The following is a 16524-nucleotide window of genomic DNA, read 5'->3' on the forward strand; positions in this document are numbered from 1 at the left end:
CCGGCCGGGTCAGGGCGCCTGGAGGAGGATCTTCCTGCGCTCCTCCTTGGTGAGCCTGTCGACGTACAGGGCGCCGTCGAGGTGGTCGTACTCGTGCTGGAAGCACCGGGCGAGCATGCCCCTCGCCTTGACGGCGACCGGGCGGCCGAGCCGGTCGAAACCGCGGACCGTGACCCCGGACGCGCGGGCGGTCGGCGCGTACAACGGTTTGCCGGTCTCCCTGCTCGGCACCGACAGGCAGCCCTCGTCGTCGACGATCTGCGCGGGATCGTCGATCGTGAGCTCGGGATTGATCAGGTGGCCCTTGCGGTTGGTGATGTCGTAGACGAACAGCCGCCTGCCGACGCCGATCTGCGGGCCGGCCAGGCCCACCCCGTCGGCGGCGTACATCACCGAGAACATCTCGTCGACGAGGCGCCGGAGCTCCCGGTCGAAATCGGTCACCGGCTCGGCCGGGGTGCGCAGGACCGGATCACCGACGCTGCGGATCTCGCGCATGATGCTCCTGTTCCGCCGAGCCCGTTCACCGGGCCCGTTCCCTGGGAGGGGGTACAGCCGGTCGTAAGGACCGGAAGCCGCGTTCGCCGCTTACTCTAGTCCGGGCCCGCCGTCCCGCGCGCGTGCGAAGGCTGCGAAACTTGGGCTGTGCGTGTCTATATCGGTGCCGACCATGCCGGCTACGAACTGAAGAACCATCTGGCCGACTGGCTGAAGCAGCAGGGCCATGAGGTGGTGGACTGCGGTCCGTCCGTCTACGACGCGGAGGACGACTATCCTCCGTTCGTGCTGCGCGCCGCGCGCGGCGTCGCCGACGATCACGGCAGCCTCGGCGTCGTGATCGGCGGATCGGGGAACGGCGAGCAGATCGCCGCGAACAAGGTGCGCGGCATCCGGGCGGCCCTCGCCTGGACCGAGGACACCGCCAGGCTCGCCAGAGAGCACAACGACGCCAACGTCATCAGCCTGGGCGCGCGTATGCACACTCCGGAGGAGGCGGTCCGCTTCGTGGAGGTCTTCCTGGCCACGCCGTTCTCGGGGGCGCAGCGCCACGCCCGCAGGATCGGCCAGCTCGCCGACTACGAGGCGACCGGCGAACTGCCGCCCCTGCCGTAGGAACCGCCCCTGCCGTCCCGGCGGTGGTCCCGCCGGGACGTCTCGTCCCGCAGTGGGCGGTCGTCGGCCGCCTTCCGCTCTTCCGGCGTCGGCCGGGACACGTCCCGGGCCCGCATCGCGGTGATCGCCGTGATCTGCAAGCTCTGCAGTGCCATGTCCTGCACCCTACGCCGGAAGCGCCGGGGAGACACGACCTAGAAGATCAGGCCGCCCCAGGGTTTCGGCTCCCACGACATCGCCGTGGACAGCTCGTGCAGCGCGCCCTCACGGTGCTCCCGTACGAGCCCGGCGGCGGCGAGCGGGGTGAGCGGCCGTCCGCCCAGGTAGGCCGCGCCCAGCGCGGAGACGGGCAGCGTGAGGTCGGCGGGATCGCCCGTCGGCTCGCATGAGCCCTTCGCGGTGACCAGCCGCCGGCGGCCGGCGTTCCACGGGCACAGCTCGTCCACGACCTCGATCACGAGGTCGGCGGGTGCGGCATAGGCGCGGGAGGCAAGCGCCCGGTCCACGTCGACCAGGCGGATCCACAGATCGTCCAGCCGCCCGGCGTTGAGGTGCCGCGGTTCGGCCAGCAGATGAAGGATCGGGTCGTCCGCCGGCCGGCTCCAGGCATGGACGCGCGAGCACAGGTCCCGGTCGAGCACGCTCCGCCAGACCAGCGCGTACGCCGCCGGGTCGACGGCGAACAGCTCGACCAGCCGCACCTCGCCATCCGGTACGTCGTGGTCGGTGTAGCCCGCCCTGACACGGAAGAGCGCGTAGCCGCGTGGACCGTCGCCGTCCTCCGCGATCATGCAGCGCAGCGGGCCGGCCCCGCCGCGGTCGTGCTTCTCGTCGGTGATGACGCTCTCCCGCCAGACGGGCTCGGAGCGGGCGTAGAGCCCGGGACGGCGGGGCCGTACGGCTTCGAACACCCGCCGCAGGTCGTCCAGGGCCTCGGCGGGCCGGGCCACGCGCAGGCGCAGCGCGGAATCGGCCGGCGCCTCCGGGACGAACGCGGAGTGGCGTGTGGGGACGCGGAAGAAGAGGCCGTCGGCCGCCCTGCCGTACCCGAACCGGCCGTAGATGGCGGTCTCGCTCGCGTAGAGCGCCGCCACGGTCTCACTCCCCCGCTCGTGGATGTCGTGGAGCTGACGGGTCATCAGGCTCGACAGGATGCCGCGGCGACGGTGTGAGGGCAGCACGGCGACCGCTGTCACCCCGGCGACCGGGGCGGGCCCGCCGGGCACGGTCATCGTGAGCGACAGCGCGGCGGTGCCGCCGACCAGCAGGTCGCCGTCGAAGGCAGCGAGCGACCGGTCGAACTCGATGAGCTCGCCCCAGCGTTCGGTGGCCTCCAGGGGATGAGAGGAGTTGAATGCTTCGTGGTGCAGGGCCGCGAACGCGGGCCACTCGGCCTCGGCGATGGGACGAACCGTCACAGTCACCGGACAACAGTAGGAGCGGCCCGCGGGGGAGTGCCACACAATATCCGTGCTAGATGATCAAGCTGTTGGTCAAAGGGGTGCCCTCACCTGGGCTGGGGGGATACAGTCGAGGCCATCATGAGTTCCCGACCGGCGCCGCTGATCCCTCCGCGGCTTCGCGCACTTCTCGTACGAGTGCCGCTTCTGGTGCCGTTGGTCCGTTTTATCCGGAAGAGTTCGTCCAAGGACCGGAACCTGCTCATCACCCTGAGCGTGGTGACCCTGGTCATCGGCGTTCTCGACGCCGAGGTCTCCGCCTACTGGTTCTCCCCCTCGCTGCTCATCCTGATCACGCTCATCGGCGGTCTCCAGCTGCGGCTGCGCAGCCTGGCCATCCTGCTGTGCTCGGTCGTCGTCTCCCTGGCCTACATGTGGTCGATCCGGGGACCGGCGAACGTGGGCGCCGGACTTCTGATCACGATGGGGTTCACCGCCGTGCTGGCATGGCTGATGGCACGCACGCGCGGCAAGCTCGGCGTGCAGGGGCTGCGCGGTGACGCGATGCTGCTGGAGCTGCGCGACCGGCTCAAGCGGCAGAGCGAGCTGCCGTCGCTGCCCAAGGACTGGGACCACAAGGTGGTGCTCAAGCAGGCCGGCGGGTCGTCCTTCGGCGGGGACTTCGTGGTCTCCATGCGTGACGGCGATCGCGTCGAGCTGGCGCTCGTCGACGTCTCGGGCAAGGGCGTGGACGCGGGCACCCGCGCGCTCATGCTCTCCGGCGCCTTCGGCGGCCTGCTCGGCTCGGTCGACGACTTCCTGGGCGCCTGCAACAGCTATCTGCACCGGCAGCTCGGGGACGAGGGGTTCGTCACGGCCGTCCACCTCAGTCTGGACCTGTCGACCGGGGCGTACACGATCACCTCGGCCGGTCATCCGCCGGTGGTGCGGTTCGACTCCGGCTCCGGCACCTGGCGGGTCTCCACCGCCAAGGGCGTCGTGCTCGGCGTGGTCCCCGACCTGCACTGCGAGCCAGACAGCGGGGTGCTGCGCAGGGGCGACGCCCTCATGCTGTTCACCGACGGCCTGATCGAGCAGCCCGGCCGGGACATCGACTCCGGGCTGGACCGGCTGCTGGGGGCGGCCGAGCGGCTGCTGCCCTCGGGCTTTCGCGACCGCGCCCGGCAGCTCGTGCAGTCGATGACCTCCGGCCACAACGACGACTGCGCCCTCGTGCTGATCTGGCGTCCCTAGGCCGGGTGACGACGCCGCCGAGGAGGTCTCGATCCCCGATCGGCGTGGCCGCTTCGCCGCGAGGAGGATCGGCGGTCCGCCGCGGGGCCCGCCGGGAGCCCGGTACGCGGCTCTCCTCCCACTCCGCTCCCCGAGTGGTCTTCGGTGAACGGACCGTAATTCTTCCGGTGGTTCTTTCCGTATGCCGGAGCTCCTATCGGTCCGGGGGGGACCCGTGACGAGTTCAATGGATACACACTGTCACTGTTCATGTGCTTTCCGTGCCCTGGGGTCACTGTTCGGCGCCGACCCCGCTTGACATGCTCACGGGGTACGGCTGTCGCAGGCGTCCGGGGGGCGAGAACGTGGAGAAGCGATACGAGCTCTACTGCCGAACCGATCCCGTCTTCTACGACTCTCCGGCCCTCCGGCCGCCGGGCGAGACGACCCGGCCGCTGTCCGATGGCACGCCGCCCGAGGGCCTGCCGTACCGGATCGAGGCGGTGCTGCGTGAAGGCGGCGTCTACCTGGCCGTCGACCCGGAAACCGGGGAGCGGGTGGTGCTGAAGGAGGCGGCCGGGCGCGACCGCGAGGCCGAGGCGCTCGTACGGCTCGCCGGGCTGGGCGTGGCTCCGGAGCCGAAGGGCCGCATCCACGCCGGTGGACGGTGGTTCCTCGTGCTGGAACACGTCCCCGGTGAGCCGCTGGACGTGGCTCTCGCCGTTCGCAATCCGCTGACCGGCGCGGGGACGGACGGCCTCGGCGGCCACGCCGAGGGCCGCCTGGAGGGGTACGCGGAATGGGTGAAGGACGTCTGCGCAAAGGTCGAGGACGCCGTCATGAAGGTCCATGCGCGTGGCCTGGTCCACGGCGGCCTGGACCCGGCGAACATCCTCATCCGTCCCGACGGCGGGGTCACGCTCGTGGGTTTCGGGGCGGCCAGGCCGATCGCGGAGCCGGATGAGGACGCGGCGGCCGATTCCGCGATCACGCCGCCGGGGACCGTATCGCCAAAGGTCGGCGGACTCGACGCCGACCGGTACGCACTGGCCTGCCTGCGGCTCGCCCTGTTCCTCCCGCTCACCGAACTGTTCGCGCTGGACCGCGGCAAGCCCGCCGAACTCGCCGCGGTGATCAGGGGGCTGTTCCCCGTCCAGGAGAGCTTCCTGCGGCCGGCGGTGCGGATCGCCGGATGCGGCGCGAGTCCCCGGACGCCGTACGTGGCGGAGGCCGGCTGGCGGCGGATGCGCGAGTCGATGACGCGTGCCATCCTGGCGTCGGCCACGCCCGGCCGCGACGACCGGCTGTTCCCCGGGGACGTCGCGCAGTTCGACGGCGGCGGTCGCGGGCTCGGTCTCGCGCATGGCGCGGCCGGTGTGCTCTACGCCCTGCACGCCACCGGAGCGGGCCGGTTCCCCGAGCACGAGCAGTGGCTGATCGACCGGGCGCGCCGGTACGGCACGCGGGTCGCGCCGGGGTTCTATGACGGGCTGCACGGCGTCGCCCACGCGCTGGGCCACCTCGGCCGGCACGAGGAGGCGCTGGAGGTGCTCGACATCGCCGGTGCCACGTGCCCGCGGTCGCTCGGCATCGACCTGTACGGCGGGCTGTCCGGGATCGCGCTGAACCAGGCCTATCTCGGCGATCTCGACGCTGCGCTGCGCACCGCCGCCCTGGTGGCCGACCGGCTGGCCGGCGAGGAGCTCGACGGCCGCCCGGGACTGATGTACGGATCGACCGGCCCGGCCCTGCTGTTCGTCCGGATGTTCGAGCGGACGGGGGACGTCGAATGGCTGACCCAGGCGGAGCGGGCGCTGCGCCGGGATCTGCGCCGTCGCGTGTCCCGGGCCGACGGGTCGCTCTGGATCGCCGGCCGGGGCGGGGAAGGCGATCTGCGGCCCACACCGCATCTCGACCGGGGCAGCGTCGGCGTCTCCTGGGTGCTGGAGGAGTTCTTGCACTACCGGCCGGATCCTGAGCTGGCGGCGGTGCGCGGACGGCTCGACCGGGCGGCGCGGGCGCATCTCCACCGCGAGGCCGGCCTGTTCGCGGGCCGGGCCGGGATCATCGCCTATCTGTGCCGGGACCGCGCGGGCGGCTGGGGCCGAGAGGACGAGGAGACCGGCCGCCAGCTCGCCGCGCTCTCCTGGCACGCGATCGATTTCCGCGGGCACCTCGCGTTCCCCGGCGAGCGGCTGCTCCGGCTCTCGATGGACCTCGCCACCGGCACGGCGGGGGTCCTGCTGGCGGTCGGCGCGGCGCTGCACGACGAGCCGGTGGGGCTGCCCTTTCTGGGAGGAACCCCGCCCGCCCGCCTGCGGAGTCGTCCGCCGGCCGGTCTGCGGGCCGTCGCCGTGTCCGAAGGCCACCGGTAGCGCCGGCGGGCCCGCCGGGGTCAGAGCCAGCCGGCGTCACCGGCGATGCGTACGGCGTCCACGCGGTTGCGTGCACCCGTCTTGTAGAGGATGCGCGAGAGGTGGTTGCGTACCGTGCCGACCGACAGGCACAGCTGCTCGGCGATCTCCTTGGACCGCGCGCCGCCGGCGGCGATCCGGAGCACGTCGAGCTCACGGGGGGTCAGCGGGTTCTCCGCCGCCTCCAGTGCGGCGACGGCGAGATCGGTGTCGAGCACGCGCCGGCCGGTGATCATCCGGCGGATGCCCTCGGCGAGCTGCTCCGGGCCGATCTCGATGCTCATGTAGCCGAGGACTCCGGCGGCGAACGCCCGCCTGACATGGCCGGGGTTGGGCTGGGCCGACAGGATCAGCACACGGCAGTCGGGCACCTTCTCGACGAGCCGAGCGGCGATGTCGATTCCGCCGACGCCGGGCAGGTCGACGTCGATGACCGCGGCGTCGGGCCGGACGCCGAGGGCCGCTGGGACGATGTCCTCCGCCGAGCCGACGTCGGCGACCACCTCGAGGTCGCATTCGCCGTCGAGCGAGGCCACCAGGCCGCGCCGTACCAACGGAACGTGCTCGGCAACCAGGATCCGGATCAAGACGCTCCCCTCTGGACAGTTTATCAAAGGGTGATCGAACGGCTCCGCACTGTCAACGAAGTGGCTCCATTTGGTAAATGAGACGTCAAGGAAACGGGTACCCGAAGCGCGTCGGCACACGCTTCCCCCACACCCCCGTCCGCTACCCTCGAAGGGTGCGACGCAAGGCAAGGCGGCTTCTCCGACCCGGGGGTACTCACTGATGTACTGGCTCTCCCTGGTCGGATTCGCGATCATCTTCGTCGGGCTGCTGCTGTCCATCGGGCTGCACGAGATCGGGCATCTCGTCCCGGCCAAGCTGTTCAATGTCCGGGTCACCCAGTACATGGTCGGTTTCGGGCCCACGATGTGGTCCAGCAGGCGGGGCGAGACCGAGTACGGCCTGAAGTGGATCCCGCTCGGTGGCTACATCCGCATGATCGGCATGCTGCCGCCTCGTCCGTCGGACGATCCCAACAAGCTGCGGAGTGTCTCGACCGGCCCGTGGCAGGGCCTGATTGAGAACGCACGGGCCGTCGCCTCCGAGGAGATCAGGCCCGGCGACGAGGACCGCGTCTTCTATCGCAAGCCGTGGTGGCAGAAGACCATCATCATGTCCGGCGGCCCCGCGATGAACTTCGTGCTCGCCTTCGTGCTGTTCGCCATCGTGATGATGGGGTTCGGCGTGACGGTGGCCAAGCCGACCGTCTCCTCCGTGTCGAAGTGCGTGATCCCGGCCGTCGAGGCGGTCAAGCGTGACTGCCTGGACTCCGATCCGGCGACGCCGGCGGCCCAGGCCGGACTGCTGCCCGGCGACCGGATCACCTCGATCGCGGGCACTCCGGTGACCACCTGGGAGGACGCCACCCACCTCATCAGGACGCACGGCGCCGGCACCGCTGCCATCGGGATCGAGCGGGCGGGCCGGGACATGTCTCTCACGGTGAACCTGATCTCCCAGGACATGCCGTCGCTCGACGACCCGGAGAAGGTCGAGAAGAACGTCGGATTCCTCGGCGTTTCGCCCACGTTCGTGGTCGAGCGGCAGGGGCCCGGATACGTGCTCGGTCAGATGTGGGACATGACCGAGCGCACCGCGGTCGCGATGGTCAACATCCCGAAGAAGATGGTCGGCGTCTGGCATGCGGCGTTCTCCGGGGAGAAGCGCGATCCGAACGGGCCCATCGGCATCGTCGGCGCCGGCCGCATCGGCGGTGAGATCGCCACCTCGGACATTCCCGTCGAAAACAAGATCAATATCTTCATCACCGTGCTCGGCGGGCTCAACCTCGCGATCGGCATGTTCAACCTGATCCCGCTGCTGCCGCTGGACGGCGGCCACATCGCGGGCGGGCTGTGGGAAGGGATCAAACGCGGCTTCGCGCGGATCCGGCGGCGGCCGATGCCCGCGTACGTCGACGTCGCCAAGGCGCTGCCGGTGACGTACGTGATGGCCGTGTTGCTCATCGTCATGGGCGGTCTGCTGATCTACGCCGACCTGGTCAACCCCGTCCGCATCTCCGGCTGACCCCGCTCGCGCGGCCCGGACGGCGTCTCGCCGCGCTGGAACCCTCCGGCCGTGGTCCGTCCGCTACAGGCTCCTGCTCCGCCTCGCGAGCGGCCGTCTGGATCAGCGCTCGCCATCGAGATGATGACGGGAGGGCGATGTTCTCTCAAACTGGTGTACGAATAATCGTGCGATGCCGTATTCTTCGTCGATGGAGGAGTTGGAGCGGCTGCGTGCGCTGTGCCTGGCGTTGCCCGAGACGACCGAGCGGCTGAGCCACGGCGAGCCGACCTGGTTCGTACGGGGCAAGAAGACCTTCGTCATGTTCGCCGACCACCACCACGACGACCGGCTCGCGTTCTGGTGCGCGGCCCCTTCCGGGGTGCAGGAGGAACTCGTCGAGACCGAGCCCGACCGGTTCTTCCGGCCGCCCTATGTGGGGCACCGCGGCTGGCTGGGCGTCTACCTGGACGTTCCGGTGGACTGGGACGAGATCCGGAAGATCGTCGCGGACGCCTTCCGCCAGGTGGCGCCGAAGACGCTCGCCGCCCAGGTGCCCGCTACGGAGAGGTGACCGGGGGGCGGGACGGCTCGCGCTCTCAGTGCATCGATATGTGAACGTGGTCGTAGTGGTTGGCGGTGATCCCGCCGCGGTCGGACATCACCCGCCAGCCGGGCCGGCCGAGGTTGTAGATGCGCTGCCGCCAGATCACATACTTCACGCCCAGCTTGGCGCCGTTCTTGATGGTCCAGTCCGCGATGGCGTCGCCGAGGGCCTTCATCTCCTCGGTCGGCATCGCGCCGCCCGAGCTCATCATGAAGTCGCAGGCGCGGCCGAGGGGGTGCTCGCCACTGGAGTCCGAGCGGTAGCAGCCGACGGGGAAGCGCAGGTCGAAGTGCTCGGCCACCTCGGAACGCATCAGCCGGGTGCGCGGAGTGATGTTGTCGGCGCCGGTCGGCAGTTCGGGAGCCCACAAGCCGCCCGGCCGTCTGCCGGGGGCGACGGGGATCAGCTTGTCGAGCTTGTCCTTGATCTGGTCGATCAGCTTCTCGGCATCCTTGCGCCGATCGGCGACGGTCGCGGCCTGCGCCTTGAATCGGGCGGTCAGGTCCTTCGCCGCGTCAGCGGCGCGCTGCCGTTCCGTGCGCGACTCCTCGAAGCGGCCGAGCCTGAGCACCTGCTCCTGCTGCATCTGGTACATGAGCGCCGAGGTCGTCAGGTCGGGAACCGGCATCGGACCGCTCATCTGGTACGTCCGCTCGGCGAAGTCCTCGACCGACCGGCGCATGGCCTCGTAGTCGGCCTCTGCCCGGACGAGCCGCTCACGCGCCGCCTGCTCCGCCGTACGGGCCTTGGCCAGCTCGACCCGTTTGGCGTTGTAGTCGGCGATCAGCTGGTCGACCTTCTTCTCCAGGTCGGCGAGCTGCTTCTTGAGGACGCTCCTGCTGGGCTTCGGATCGGCGTGGCCCGCTGTGGCCGTGCCGAACACGAGCACGATGGCCGCCAGCACACCGGCTGCCAGAGGTGACACGCGGGGCAGTGCCCACTCCTCTCCATCTGCCTGCCGGGTTAGCTGACGGGTTCGGGCTGGAGGCGCCCGGGCGCCAGGTCGAATCCTGGCGTTCCTTCACCCCGATGTTCCTGTTGGGTTCCCGGCTCCCGGGCGCGACGCCTGGGATTAGGCTCATCGGCTGGGTAGGTTGATGTGTTGGATACTAGTGGTACGTAAAGAGTGGTTGCCACTCCGAGTCGCAACCGTTCGGAGATCAGCCCGTGATCCGGGCCTGCCGCAGCATCCGGGCCGCCTCCTCCGGCAGTACGTCGTTGACGAAGGCGCCCATCGCGGATTCCGAGCCCGCGAGGTACTTCAGCTTGTCCGGCGCCCGCCGGATGCTGAACAGCTGCAGGTGCAGATGGGCGAGATCGCGCCGATGGGAGACCGGGGCCTGGTGCCAGGCCGCGACGTACGGCATGGCGACCCCGAACAGGCCGTCCAGGCGGCGCAGCACCTCGGTGTAGACCGGCCCGAACGCGGCGCGCTCCTCGGCCGCCAGCGCGGGGATGTCGGGCACCCGGCGGTGCGGATAGACGTGCACCTCGAACGGGTAGCGGGCGGCTGCCGGCACGAAGGCGGTCCAGTGCTCGTTGGCGGCGACGACCCGGGGCCCGCGCCGCTCGGCCGCGAGCACGTCGGCGAACAGGTTCCCTCCCGGGTAGCGGGCGGCCGTGTCCAGCATTCGCCGGGTGCGCGGCGTCACGTACGGGTAGGCGTAGATCTGGCCGTGGGGATGCGGCAGCGTGATGCCGATCTCGGCGCCGCGGTTCTCGAAGCAGAAGACCTGCTCCACTCCCGGCAGAGCGGACAACTCGGCCGTGCGGTCGGCCCATGCCTCCATGACGAGCCCGACCCGGTCGTCGCCGAGAGAGGAGAAGGACGCGTTGTGGTCGGCGGTGAAGCACACGACCTCACAGCGTCCGATGCCCGGCCGCACCTCGCTGAGCCCGCCCACGTCGTCGTGCCCGCCGGTCTCGGCGCCCTGTCCCGTATTGAAGCTGAAGGACGGGAAGCGGTTCTCGAAGACCGCCACCTCGTAGGGGGAGGGGATCTCAGAGCCGGGGTGGGCGGGGCAGAGGGGACACTCCTCGGCGGAGGGGAGATGGGTGCGGGTCTGACGGTGCCGGGCGACCGCCACCCACTCGTCCAGCAGCGGATCGCGGCGCAGTTCTGAGGCGAGGGGGCGCGGGGGCAGGTCGCGGGTATCGGAGGCGCCGTGGTCCGCGTCGTCCCGCCCGTCGTAGTAGATCAGCTCACGGCCGTCGGTGAGATGGGTGATCGTGCGCTTCACGGTGTCTTCACGCTGCCGTTCATGTCGTTCTTCACGTCGTTCTTCGCATGGTCGTTCATGTCGTCGTTTCCGGTGTCGTTCCCGGTGTCGTTTCTGGCGTCGTCTGCCGCGTCGTCTGCCGCGTCGCCTGAGCGGCCGGTGCCGGCGCCGTCCGCGGCTCCCGCGGCCCAGCGAACGCGGTGTCTCCCGCGCCGCCGTTCACAGCGCCGCCGCCCGGGGTCCGGCCTCCCCCACCGGGTCGGCGATGATCAGGCGGCCGACGTGTTCGGACAGCTCGGCCCGCGCCTCATCGGGCAGTCCGCTGTCGCTGACGACGACGTGGGCCTGATCGAGACGGGCTATGGTGCTGATGCCGACAGTGCCCCACTTGGTGTGGTCGGCCAGGATGACGAGCTGGCGCGCGGCGGCGACCAGCTCCCGGTTGGTCTCGGCTTCGAGGAGGTTCGGGGTCGTGAAGCCGGCGCGGGAGGACATCCCGTGGACGCCGAGCATGAGCGTGTCGACGTTCAGGGATCGGATGGCCGCGACGGCCACGGGCCCGACGAGCGCGTCGGACGGCGTGCGCACGCCGCCGACCAGCACGATGGTCTGGTCGGTCCGGCCCGCCCGATGGAAGACGTCCGCCACCTGAACCGAGTTCGTGATGACGGTCAGCTCGGGCACCTCGGCCAGATGATGGGCGAGGGCCCATGTCGTGGTGCCGGCCGACAGCGCCACGGCGCCGCCGGGCTGGACGAGCCGGGCGGCCCGCCGGGCGATCGCCTCCTTCTCGGCCCGCTGGCGCGCCGACTTGGCCGCGAAGCCGGGCTCCTCGGTGGAGCCGGTCCCCGCGGCGGTGGCGCCGCCGTGGACCTTCTCGATCAGACCGCGGTCCGCCAGGACCTCCAGGTCCCGCCGGATGGTCATGTCGGAGACACCGAGGTCGCGTACGAGCTCGGCGACGCGTACGCCGCCCGTCCTGCGGACCCGATCCAGGATCGCCTGCCGCCTCTGCTGGGCCAGCATCCACCGCTCCTATCAACAGGTTCCAACAAATTATGCCAGATAGAAGTAGTGAGCATGTTGATTCATGGTGAGCCGTGCGGCATGGATCCGGCTTCTCCCTTGTACGGCACGCCGGGCCGGGAGACAGTGGGGAAAAGCCGGACGAGGAAGGCGGTCCCGGATGGGAAAGCGCGCGCGTAAGTCCAAGGCACGTAAGAAGAAGAAGGCCAACCACGGCAAGCGCCCGACCAGCCGATAACGACACGATCCGGCGGAATCGGGGAGTGAGGCGGGGCCTCGCGAGGACCGCCGTCGGCGCCCTCCCGGTACGGCTCCCGCCCAGCCGCCGCGGATGTCCACGTGATCGTCAGGGCAGGTTCTGCTCCACCCAGACGATCTTTCCGTACGGCATCGGCCGGGTGCCCCAGCGGTAGGCGAACCGCTTGATGAGCTGGAGGCCCCGGCCGGTGTCCTCGTCGGGCGCGGGCATACGGGGAGTAGGGGTGGTCTCGGAGCCGTCGACGACCTCGCACACCAGCGTCCGGCCGCGCAGCAGCCGCAACTCGATCGGCGGCCAGCCGTGCTTGAGCGCGTTGGTTACCAGCTCGCTCACGATCAACTGCGTGCTGTCCACCATGCCGGCGAGCCCCCATGCGGCCAGGGTGTCCCGGACGAAGCGGCGGGCGTGCGCCACGAACCTCGGGTCGGACGGCAGGGGACACGAGGCGATCTCGTCGGGGTCGAGGTTCCGTACCCGCGCCACCAGCAGTGCGATGTCGTCGCGTTCGTGACCGGGCCGCTGACCGCTGATCGTCACGTCGCACATGTCCTCGAGGTCGTCGACGGGCCTGGCGAGCAGGCGGCGCAGCGTCATGATCCCCGCGTCGAGGTCGCGTTCGCGGCTCTCCACCAGGCCGTCGGTGTAGAGGGCCAGCACACTGCCGGCCGGGAGGGTCAGCTCCCGCGTCTCCAGCGGGTCGGTGCCGATGCCGAGCGGCAGCCCCGGGGGCAGGTCGATGATCTCGGTGGATCGGTCCGGGTGCAGCAGCACCGGAGGCATGTGACCCGCCCGCGACAGCGCACAGCCTCGCGTCACCGGGTCGTAGACGGCGTAGATGCACGTGGCGATCTGCGTGGGGTCGAGATCCTGGCTCATCAGGTTGAGCCGGAAGAGCACCTCGTCGGGCGGCAGGTCCAGGCTCGCCAGCGTGCGCGCCGCCGTACGGAGCTGTCCCATCGTCGCGGCGGCCCGGGTCCCGTGACCCATGACGTCGCCCACCACCAGCGCGGACCGGCACCCCGGCAGGGGAATCACGTCGTACCAGTCGCCGCCGACGCCCATCAGGTCGCTGGCGGGCAGGTATCGCGAGGCGATGTCCATGCCGAGCGGCTGTGGCAGCTCGGCGGGCAGCAGACTGCTCTGCAGGGTCAGCGCGGTCCGGCGCTCCCGGTCGTAGAGCCGGGCGTTGTCGATGCACACGGCCGTTCGTGCCGCGAGCTCCTCGGCCACCGCGACGTCCGGCTCATCGAACGGCCGGTTGTCCGGCCGCCTGCCGAAGACGGCACAGCCGAGCACCCGCCCCCTCGCCCGCAGGGGCACGGTGAGGAAGGAGGAGTCGGTGAGGAGCTGCATCACCGCGTCCTCACGGTCGATGCCGGCGCCGATGACCCGGGCGCTCTCCTTGTCGAGGACGGGGTACATCAGGGGCTTGCCGCTGGCCATGCTCTGCGTGTGCGGCAGGATCGCGGAGAAGACGGTCACCTCGCCGACCGGGAAGGCCTCGATCCAGGGCCGCGGATCCTCGACCGCCATGGCCACCGCGACCCGCCGGACGAGCGTGCTGCCGTCGATGTGACGGAAGGAGAGCTCCCCGTCGGTCAGCAGCCGGTCCTGGATCAGGACGGCCGCCGTGTCGGCGAAACGCGGGACCGCCACGTCGGCGAGTTCCCGGCTCGTCTCCACCAGGTCCAGGCTGGTGCCGATCCGGCGGCTGGCCTCGTTGAGAAAGGCGAGCCGCTCGTTCGCGGAAGCGGCGCCGCTACGGTGCCATTTCGCCCGATCCCGCGGGGCGGGGGCCTTGATGACGCAGTTCCGGTCCAAATCGGCTACTCCGGAGAGGGACGGTGGGACGACTGAGAATCGTATGGACTGCCACCGAGCATTTCAGCTGTTTGCGGGGAATGATCCAACCGCAATCAGCTCGGTATGGGGCCGGGCAGCTGGGCGAGCGCCAGATCGATCCGTTCCTGGGGGAGCGGCACGTCCTCCAGCAGGCCGGCCAGGTGGCCCTCGTAGGCGGGCAGGTCGAAGTGACCGTGCCCGCACACGGCCGTCAAGATCACCTTGGGTTCGCCCGTCTCGGCGCAGCGAAGGGCCTGCGCGATCGTCTCGGCGAGGGCGTGTGTGGGCTCCGGAGCCGGCACGATCCCCTCGGTCCTGGCGAAACGCAGGCCGGCCTTGAAGCACTCGGTCTGGTTCTTGGCCACCGCCTCCATGAGGCCGAGCTCGTAGACGTGCGACAGCAGCGGGGCCATGCCGTGATAGCGCAGGCCGCCGGCGTGAATCGGATCGGGCACGAACGTGTGGCCGAGCGTGTGCATCTTCAGCAGCGGCGTGAACCCCGCACTGTCCCCGTAGTCGTACGCGTAGACGCCCCTGGTGAGCGAGGGGCAGGCGGCCGGTTCGACGGCGCGCAGCACCGGATCCATCCGCCCGGCGAGCTTCTCCCGCAGGAACGGGAAGGCCAGGCCGGCGAAGTTGGAGCCGCCACCGGCGCATCCGATGATCAGATCGGGTGTCTCGCCCAGCAGGGCGAGCTGCTCCAGCGCCTCCTCGCCGATGACGGTCTGGTGCATCAGCACGTGGTTGAGCACGGAACCGAGGGCGTACCGGGTGTCGTCGTGGCCGCCGGCGACCTCCACGGCCTCACTGATCGCGATGCCGAGAGATCCGGGACAGTCGGGATCGTCGGCGAGGATCCTGCTGCCGGCGGTCGTCACGGCGGAGGGGCTCGGATGGACGGTGCCGCCGTACACCCGCATCAGCGACCTGCGATAGGGCTTCTGGTCATAGGAGGCGCGTACCATCCAGATCTCGCAGGCCAGGCCGTACTGCGCGCAGGCGAACGCGAGCGCGGAGCCCCACTGCCCGGCGCCGGTCTCCGTGGTCAGCCTGCGCACGCCCTGCCGCGCGTTGTAGTACGCCTGCGGGACGGCGGTGTTGGGCTTGTGGGATCCGGAGGGGCTGCCGCCCTCGTACTTGTAGTAGATCCTGGCCGGGGTGCTCAGGCTCTTCTCGAGGCGATGGGCGCGGATCAGCGGAGTGGGGCGCCAGAGGCGGTAGACGTCGAGGACCTCCTCGGGGATGGGGACGCGACGGTCCAGGGTCACCTCCTGCGCGATCAGCTCCTCGGGGAACAGCGGCAGAAGGTCGTCGGGGCCGAGCGGCCGCATCGTCGCCGGGTGGAGCGGCGGCGGGGGAGGCTCGGGGAGATCGGGCAGGATGTTGTACCAGCTGCGCGGGATCTGCGACTCGTCGAGTGTGATCTTCGTCGGCTCGTTCACCATTCGCTCCTCTCCGCGCGACCGCGGGTCTCTGCGGGTCGCCGGTCGTTCTGGGGCACCAGTCTGAGCGGCCGTGCGACGTCAGGGAAGGGCGCCGACCGCATCGGTTCGCACAGGCGGCCGTACGGACCCCCGATCGCCAGTAAACATCGTCCCCGCGGGTGAAAAAGCCCTGCATTGAGAACGCCTTGTCCCGTGGCCGCGGGTGGCAGGGGCGGAGTGATGGTTTGTAGCCTCGGAAGGGAGAAGGGCCACGTCGGATCCGACCACCTGGAGGTCCCGTGTCCGCACGACTCGACCACACCATCATGCACAGCGCCGACCGGTTCGCCTCGGCCCGCTTCCTCACCTCTCTTCTGGGAGCGCCCGAGCCCAGGGAGTTCGGACCGTTCGCCACCGTCCCGCTCGCGAACGGTGTGACCATCGACTACGCGGACTCCATCGTCGATCCCGGCCACATCGTCATGCAGCACCTGGCGTTCCTGGTCTCGGAGGAGGAGTTCGACCAGATCCACGGCCGGATCGTCGAGCGCGGCCTGCCGTACTGGGGCGGCCCGCACCACCAGGAGCCGCAGGAGATCAATCACCGGCACCACGGACGCGGCGTCTACGTGGACGACCCCGACGGTCATGCCCTGGAGTTCCTGACCCACCCCTATATCGTGGACGAGTGATCGGCCGGGGCCCAGCCATCCCGCGGCGGCGCCGGGCGGACGCTCTGCCGAGGTCAGGCCCGACCCGCTCGCAGGTCAGAGCAGTCGGGGCGACAGGATTTGAACCTGCGACTTCTTGCTCCCAAAGCAAGCGCGCTACCAAGCTGCGCCACGCCCCGTCACGTCGAGTGCGCGAACGCTCCGGGACTCCGGTACGCTTACGCCCTGACGACCGGATGAAGT

Annotated in this window: 16 protein-coding genes, 1 tRNA gene and 1 riboswitch; of the genes, 7 read left to right on the top strand and 10 right to left on the bottom strand. The window is 70.3% G+C overall.

Going from position 1 to position 16524, the window contains the following annotated elements; all coding sequences use genetic code 11:
* Nucleotides 1-9: 9 nt before the first annotated feature.
* Nucleotides 10-498 carry a peptide deformylase gene (gene def / locus ACQP1K_RS08190; RefSeq protein ID WP_433500272.1) on the bottom strand — a complete coding sequence of 163 codons (489 nt, stop codon included), beginning with the start codon at nucleotides 496-498 and terminating at the stop codon, nucleotides 10-12.
* 147 nt (nucleotides 499-645) lie between these two features.
* Here def and ACQP1K_RS08195 point away from each other — a divergent pair, with 147 nt between their 5' ends.
* Nucleotides 646-1113 (top strand): ribose-5-phosphate isomerase, encoded by a 468-nt coding sequence (locus tag ACQP1K_RS08195; RefSeq protein ID WP_433500273.1) that lies wholly within the window; start codon nucleotides 646-648, stop codon nucleotides 1111-1113.
* On the opposite strand, the gene ACQP1K_RS08200 is transcribed toward ACQP1K_RS08195, so the two are convergent.
* Both ACQP1K_RS08200 and ACQP1K_RS08205 read right to left on the bottom strand, forming a co-directional pair.
* The gene (locus ACQP1K_RS08200) at nucleotides 1077-1268 is read right to left on the bottom strand and encodes a hypothetical protein (RefSeq protein WP_433500274.1); all 192 of its coding nucleotides are present in this window, start codon (nucleotides 1266-1268) and stop codon (nucleotides 1077-1079) included. The two genes, ACQP1K_RS08195 and ACQP1K_RS08200, sit on opposite strands and share 37 nt — an antisense overlap.
* Nucleotides 1269-1307: 39 nt before the next feature.
* A complete protein-coding gene (locus ACQP1K_RS08205) occupies nucleotides 1308-2537 on the bottom strand; it encodes a GNAT family N-acetyltransferase (protein ID WP_433500275.1) in 1230 nt (409 codons plus the stop codon).
* Nucleotides 2538-2654: 117 nt separating this feature from the next.
* Between ACQP1K_RS08205 and ACQP1K_RS08210 the strand changes: the two genes are divergently transcribed.
* Nucleotides 2655-3767 carry a PP2C family protein-serine/threonine phosphatase gene (locus ACQP1K_RS08210; RefSeq protein ID WP_433500276.1) on the top strand — a complete coding sequence of 371 codons (1113 nt, stop codon included), beginning with the start codon at nucleotides 2655-2657 and terminating at the stop codon, nucleotides 3765-3767.
* Nucleotides 3768-4111: 344 nt separating this feature from the next.
* Nucleotides 4112-6121 carry a class III lanthionine synthetase LanKC gene (locus tag ACQP1K_RS08215; protein WP_433500277.1) on the top strand — a complete coding sequence of 670 codons (2010 nt, stop codon included), beginning with the start codon at nucleotides 4112-4114 and terminating at the stop codon, nucleotides 6119-6121.
* Nucleotides 6122-6141: 20 nt separating this feature from the next.
* On the opposite strand, the gene ACQP1K_RS08220 is transcribed toward ACQP1K_RS08215, so the two are convergent.
* The gene (locus tag ACQP1K_RS08220; protein WP_433500278.1) at nucleotides 6142-6747 is read right to left on the bottom strand and encodes a response regulator transcription factor; all 606 of its coding nucleotides are present in this window, start codon (nucleotides 6745-6747) and stop codon (nucleotides 6142-6144) included.
* A gap of 202 nt (nucleotides 6748-6949) precedes the next feature.
* On the opposite strand from ACQP1K_RS08220, the gene ACQP1K_RS08225 reads away from it, so the two are divergent.
* Together ACQP1K_RS08225 and ACQP1K_RS08230 are read left to right on the top strand one after the other, a co-directional pair.
* Nucleotides 6950-8254 carry a M50 family metallopeptidase gene (locus ACQP1K_RS08225; protein WP_433500279.1) on the top strand — a complete coding sequence of 435 codons (1305 nt, stop codon included), beginning with the start codon at nucleotides 6950-6952 and terminating at the stop codon, nucleotides 8252-8254.
* Between the two features lie 190 nt (nucleotides 8255-8444).
* A complete protein-coding gene (locus ACQP1K_RS08230) occupies nucleotides 8445-8807 on the top strand; it encodes an MmcQ/YjbR family DNA-binding protein (RefSeq protein WP_433500280.1) in 363 nt (120 codons plus the stop codon).
* Nucleotides 8808-8832: 25 nt separating this feature from the next.
* Here the strand turns inward: ACQP1K_RS08230 and ACQP1K_RS08235 are convergent, their stop codons facing one another.
* From ACQP1K_RS08235 to ACQP1K_RS08245, 3 genes are all read right to left on the bottom strand, one after another.
* Nucleotides 8833-9765, bottom strand: coding sequence for a coiled-coil domain-containing protein (locus ACQP1K_RS08235; protein WP_433500281.1), 933 nt, complete (start codon nucleotides 9763-9765; stop codon nucleotides 8833-8835).
* A 13-nt stretch (nucleotides 9766-9778) separates the two neighbouring features.
* Nucleotides 9779-9929, bottom strand: a riboswitch (cyclic di-AMP (ydaO/yuaA leader).
* Between the two features lie 71 nt (nucleotides 9930-10000).
* The gene (gene galT / locus ACQP1K_RS08240; RefSeq protein WP_433500282.1) at nucleotides 10001-11080 is read right to left on the bottom strand and encodes a galactose-1-phosphate uridylyltransferase; all 1080 of its coding nucleotides are present in this window, start codon (nucleotides 11078-11080) and stop codon (nucleotides 10001-10003) included.
* Between the two features lie 198 nt (nucleotides 11081-11278).
* Complete coding sequence (locus tag ACQP1K_RS08245) at nucleotides 11279-12085, bottom strand: DeoR/GlpR family DNA-binding transcription regulator (protein WP_433500283.1); 807 nt, start codon at nucleotides 12083-12085, stop codon at nucleotides 11279-11281.
* A gap of 160 nt (nucleotides 12086-12245) precedes the next feature.
* On the opposite strand from ACQP1K_RS08245, the gene ACQP1K_RS08250 reads away from it, so the two are divergent.
* Nucleotides 12246-12323: a 50S ribosomal protein bL37 gene (locus tag ACQP1K_RS08250; RefSeq protein WP_433501516.1), complete on the top strand. Its 78-nt coding sequence runs from the start codon at nucleotides 12246-12248 to the stop codon at nucleotides 12321-12323.
* 108 nt (nucleotides 12324-12431) lie between these two features.
* On the opposite strand, the gene ACQP1K_RS08255 is transcribed toward ACQP1K_RS08250, so the two are convergent.
* Together ACQP1K_RS08255 and ACQP1K_RS08260 are read right to left on the bottom strand one after the other, a co-directional pair.
* On the bottom strand, nucleotides 12432-14165 hold the full coding sequence (locus tag ACQP1K_RS08255) for an ATP-binding SpoIIE family protein phosphatase (protein ID WP_433500284.1): 1734 nt from the start codon (nucleotides 14163-14165) through the stop codon (nucleotides 12432-12434).
* 95 nt (nucleotides 14166-14260) lie between these two features.
* Nucleotides 14261-15631, bottom strand: a complete 1371-nt coding sequence (locus tag ACQP1K_RS08260) for a TrpB-like pyridoxal phosphate-dependent enzyme (protein WP_433500285.1) — start codon at nucleotides 15629-15631, stop codon at nucleotides 14261-14263.
* 278 nt (nucleotides 15632-15909) lie between these two features.
* On the opposite strand from ACQP1K_RS08260, the gene ACQP1K_RS08265 reads away from it, so the two are divergent.
* Nucleotides 15910-16302, top strand: coding sequence for a VOC family protein (locus ACQP1K_RS08265; RefSeq protein WP_433500286.1), 393 nt, complete (start codon nucleotides 15910-15912; stop codon nucleotides 16300-16302).
* Nucleotides 16303-16386: 84 nt separating this feature from the next.
* On the opposite strand, the gene ACQP1K_RS08270 is transcribed toward ACQP1K_RS08265, so the two are convergent.
* Nucleotides 16387-16460, bottom strand: a tRNA-Pro gene (locus ACQP1K_RS08270).
* Nucleotides 16461-16524 lie beyond the last annotated feature (64 nt).

This window comes from Sphaerimonospora sp. CA-214678, from assembly GCF_050942215.1.
GTDB lineage: Bacteria > Actinomycetota > Actinomycetes > Streptosporangiales > Streptosporangiaceae > Sphaerimonospora.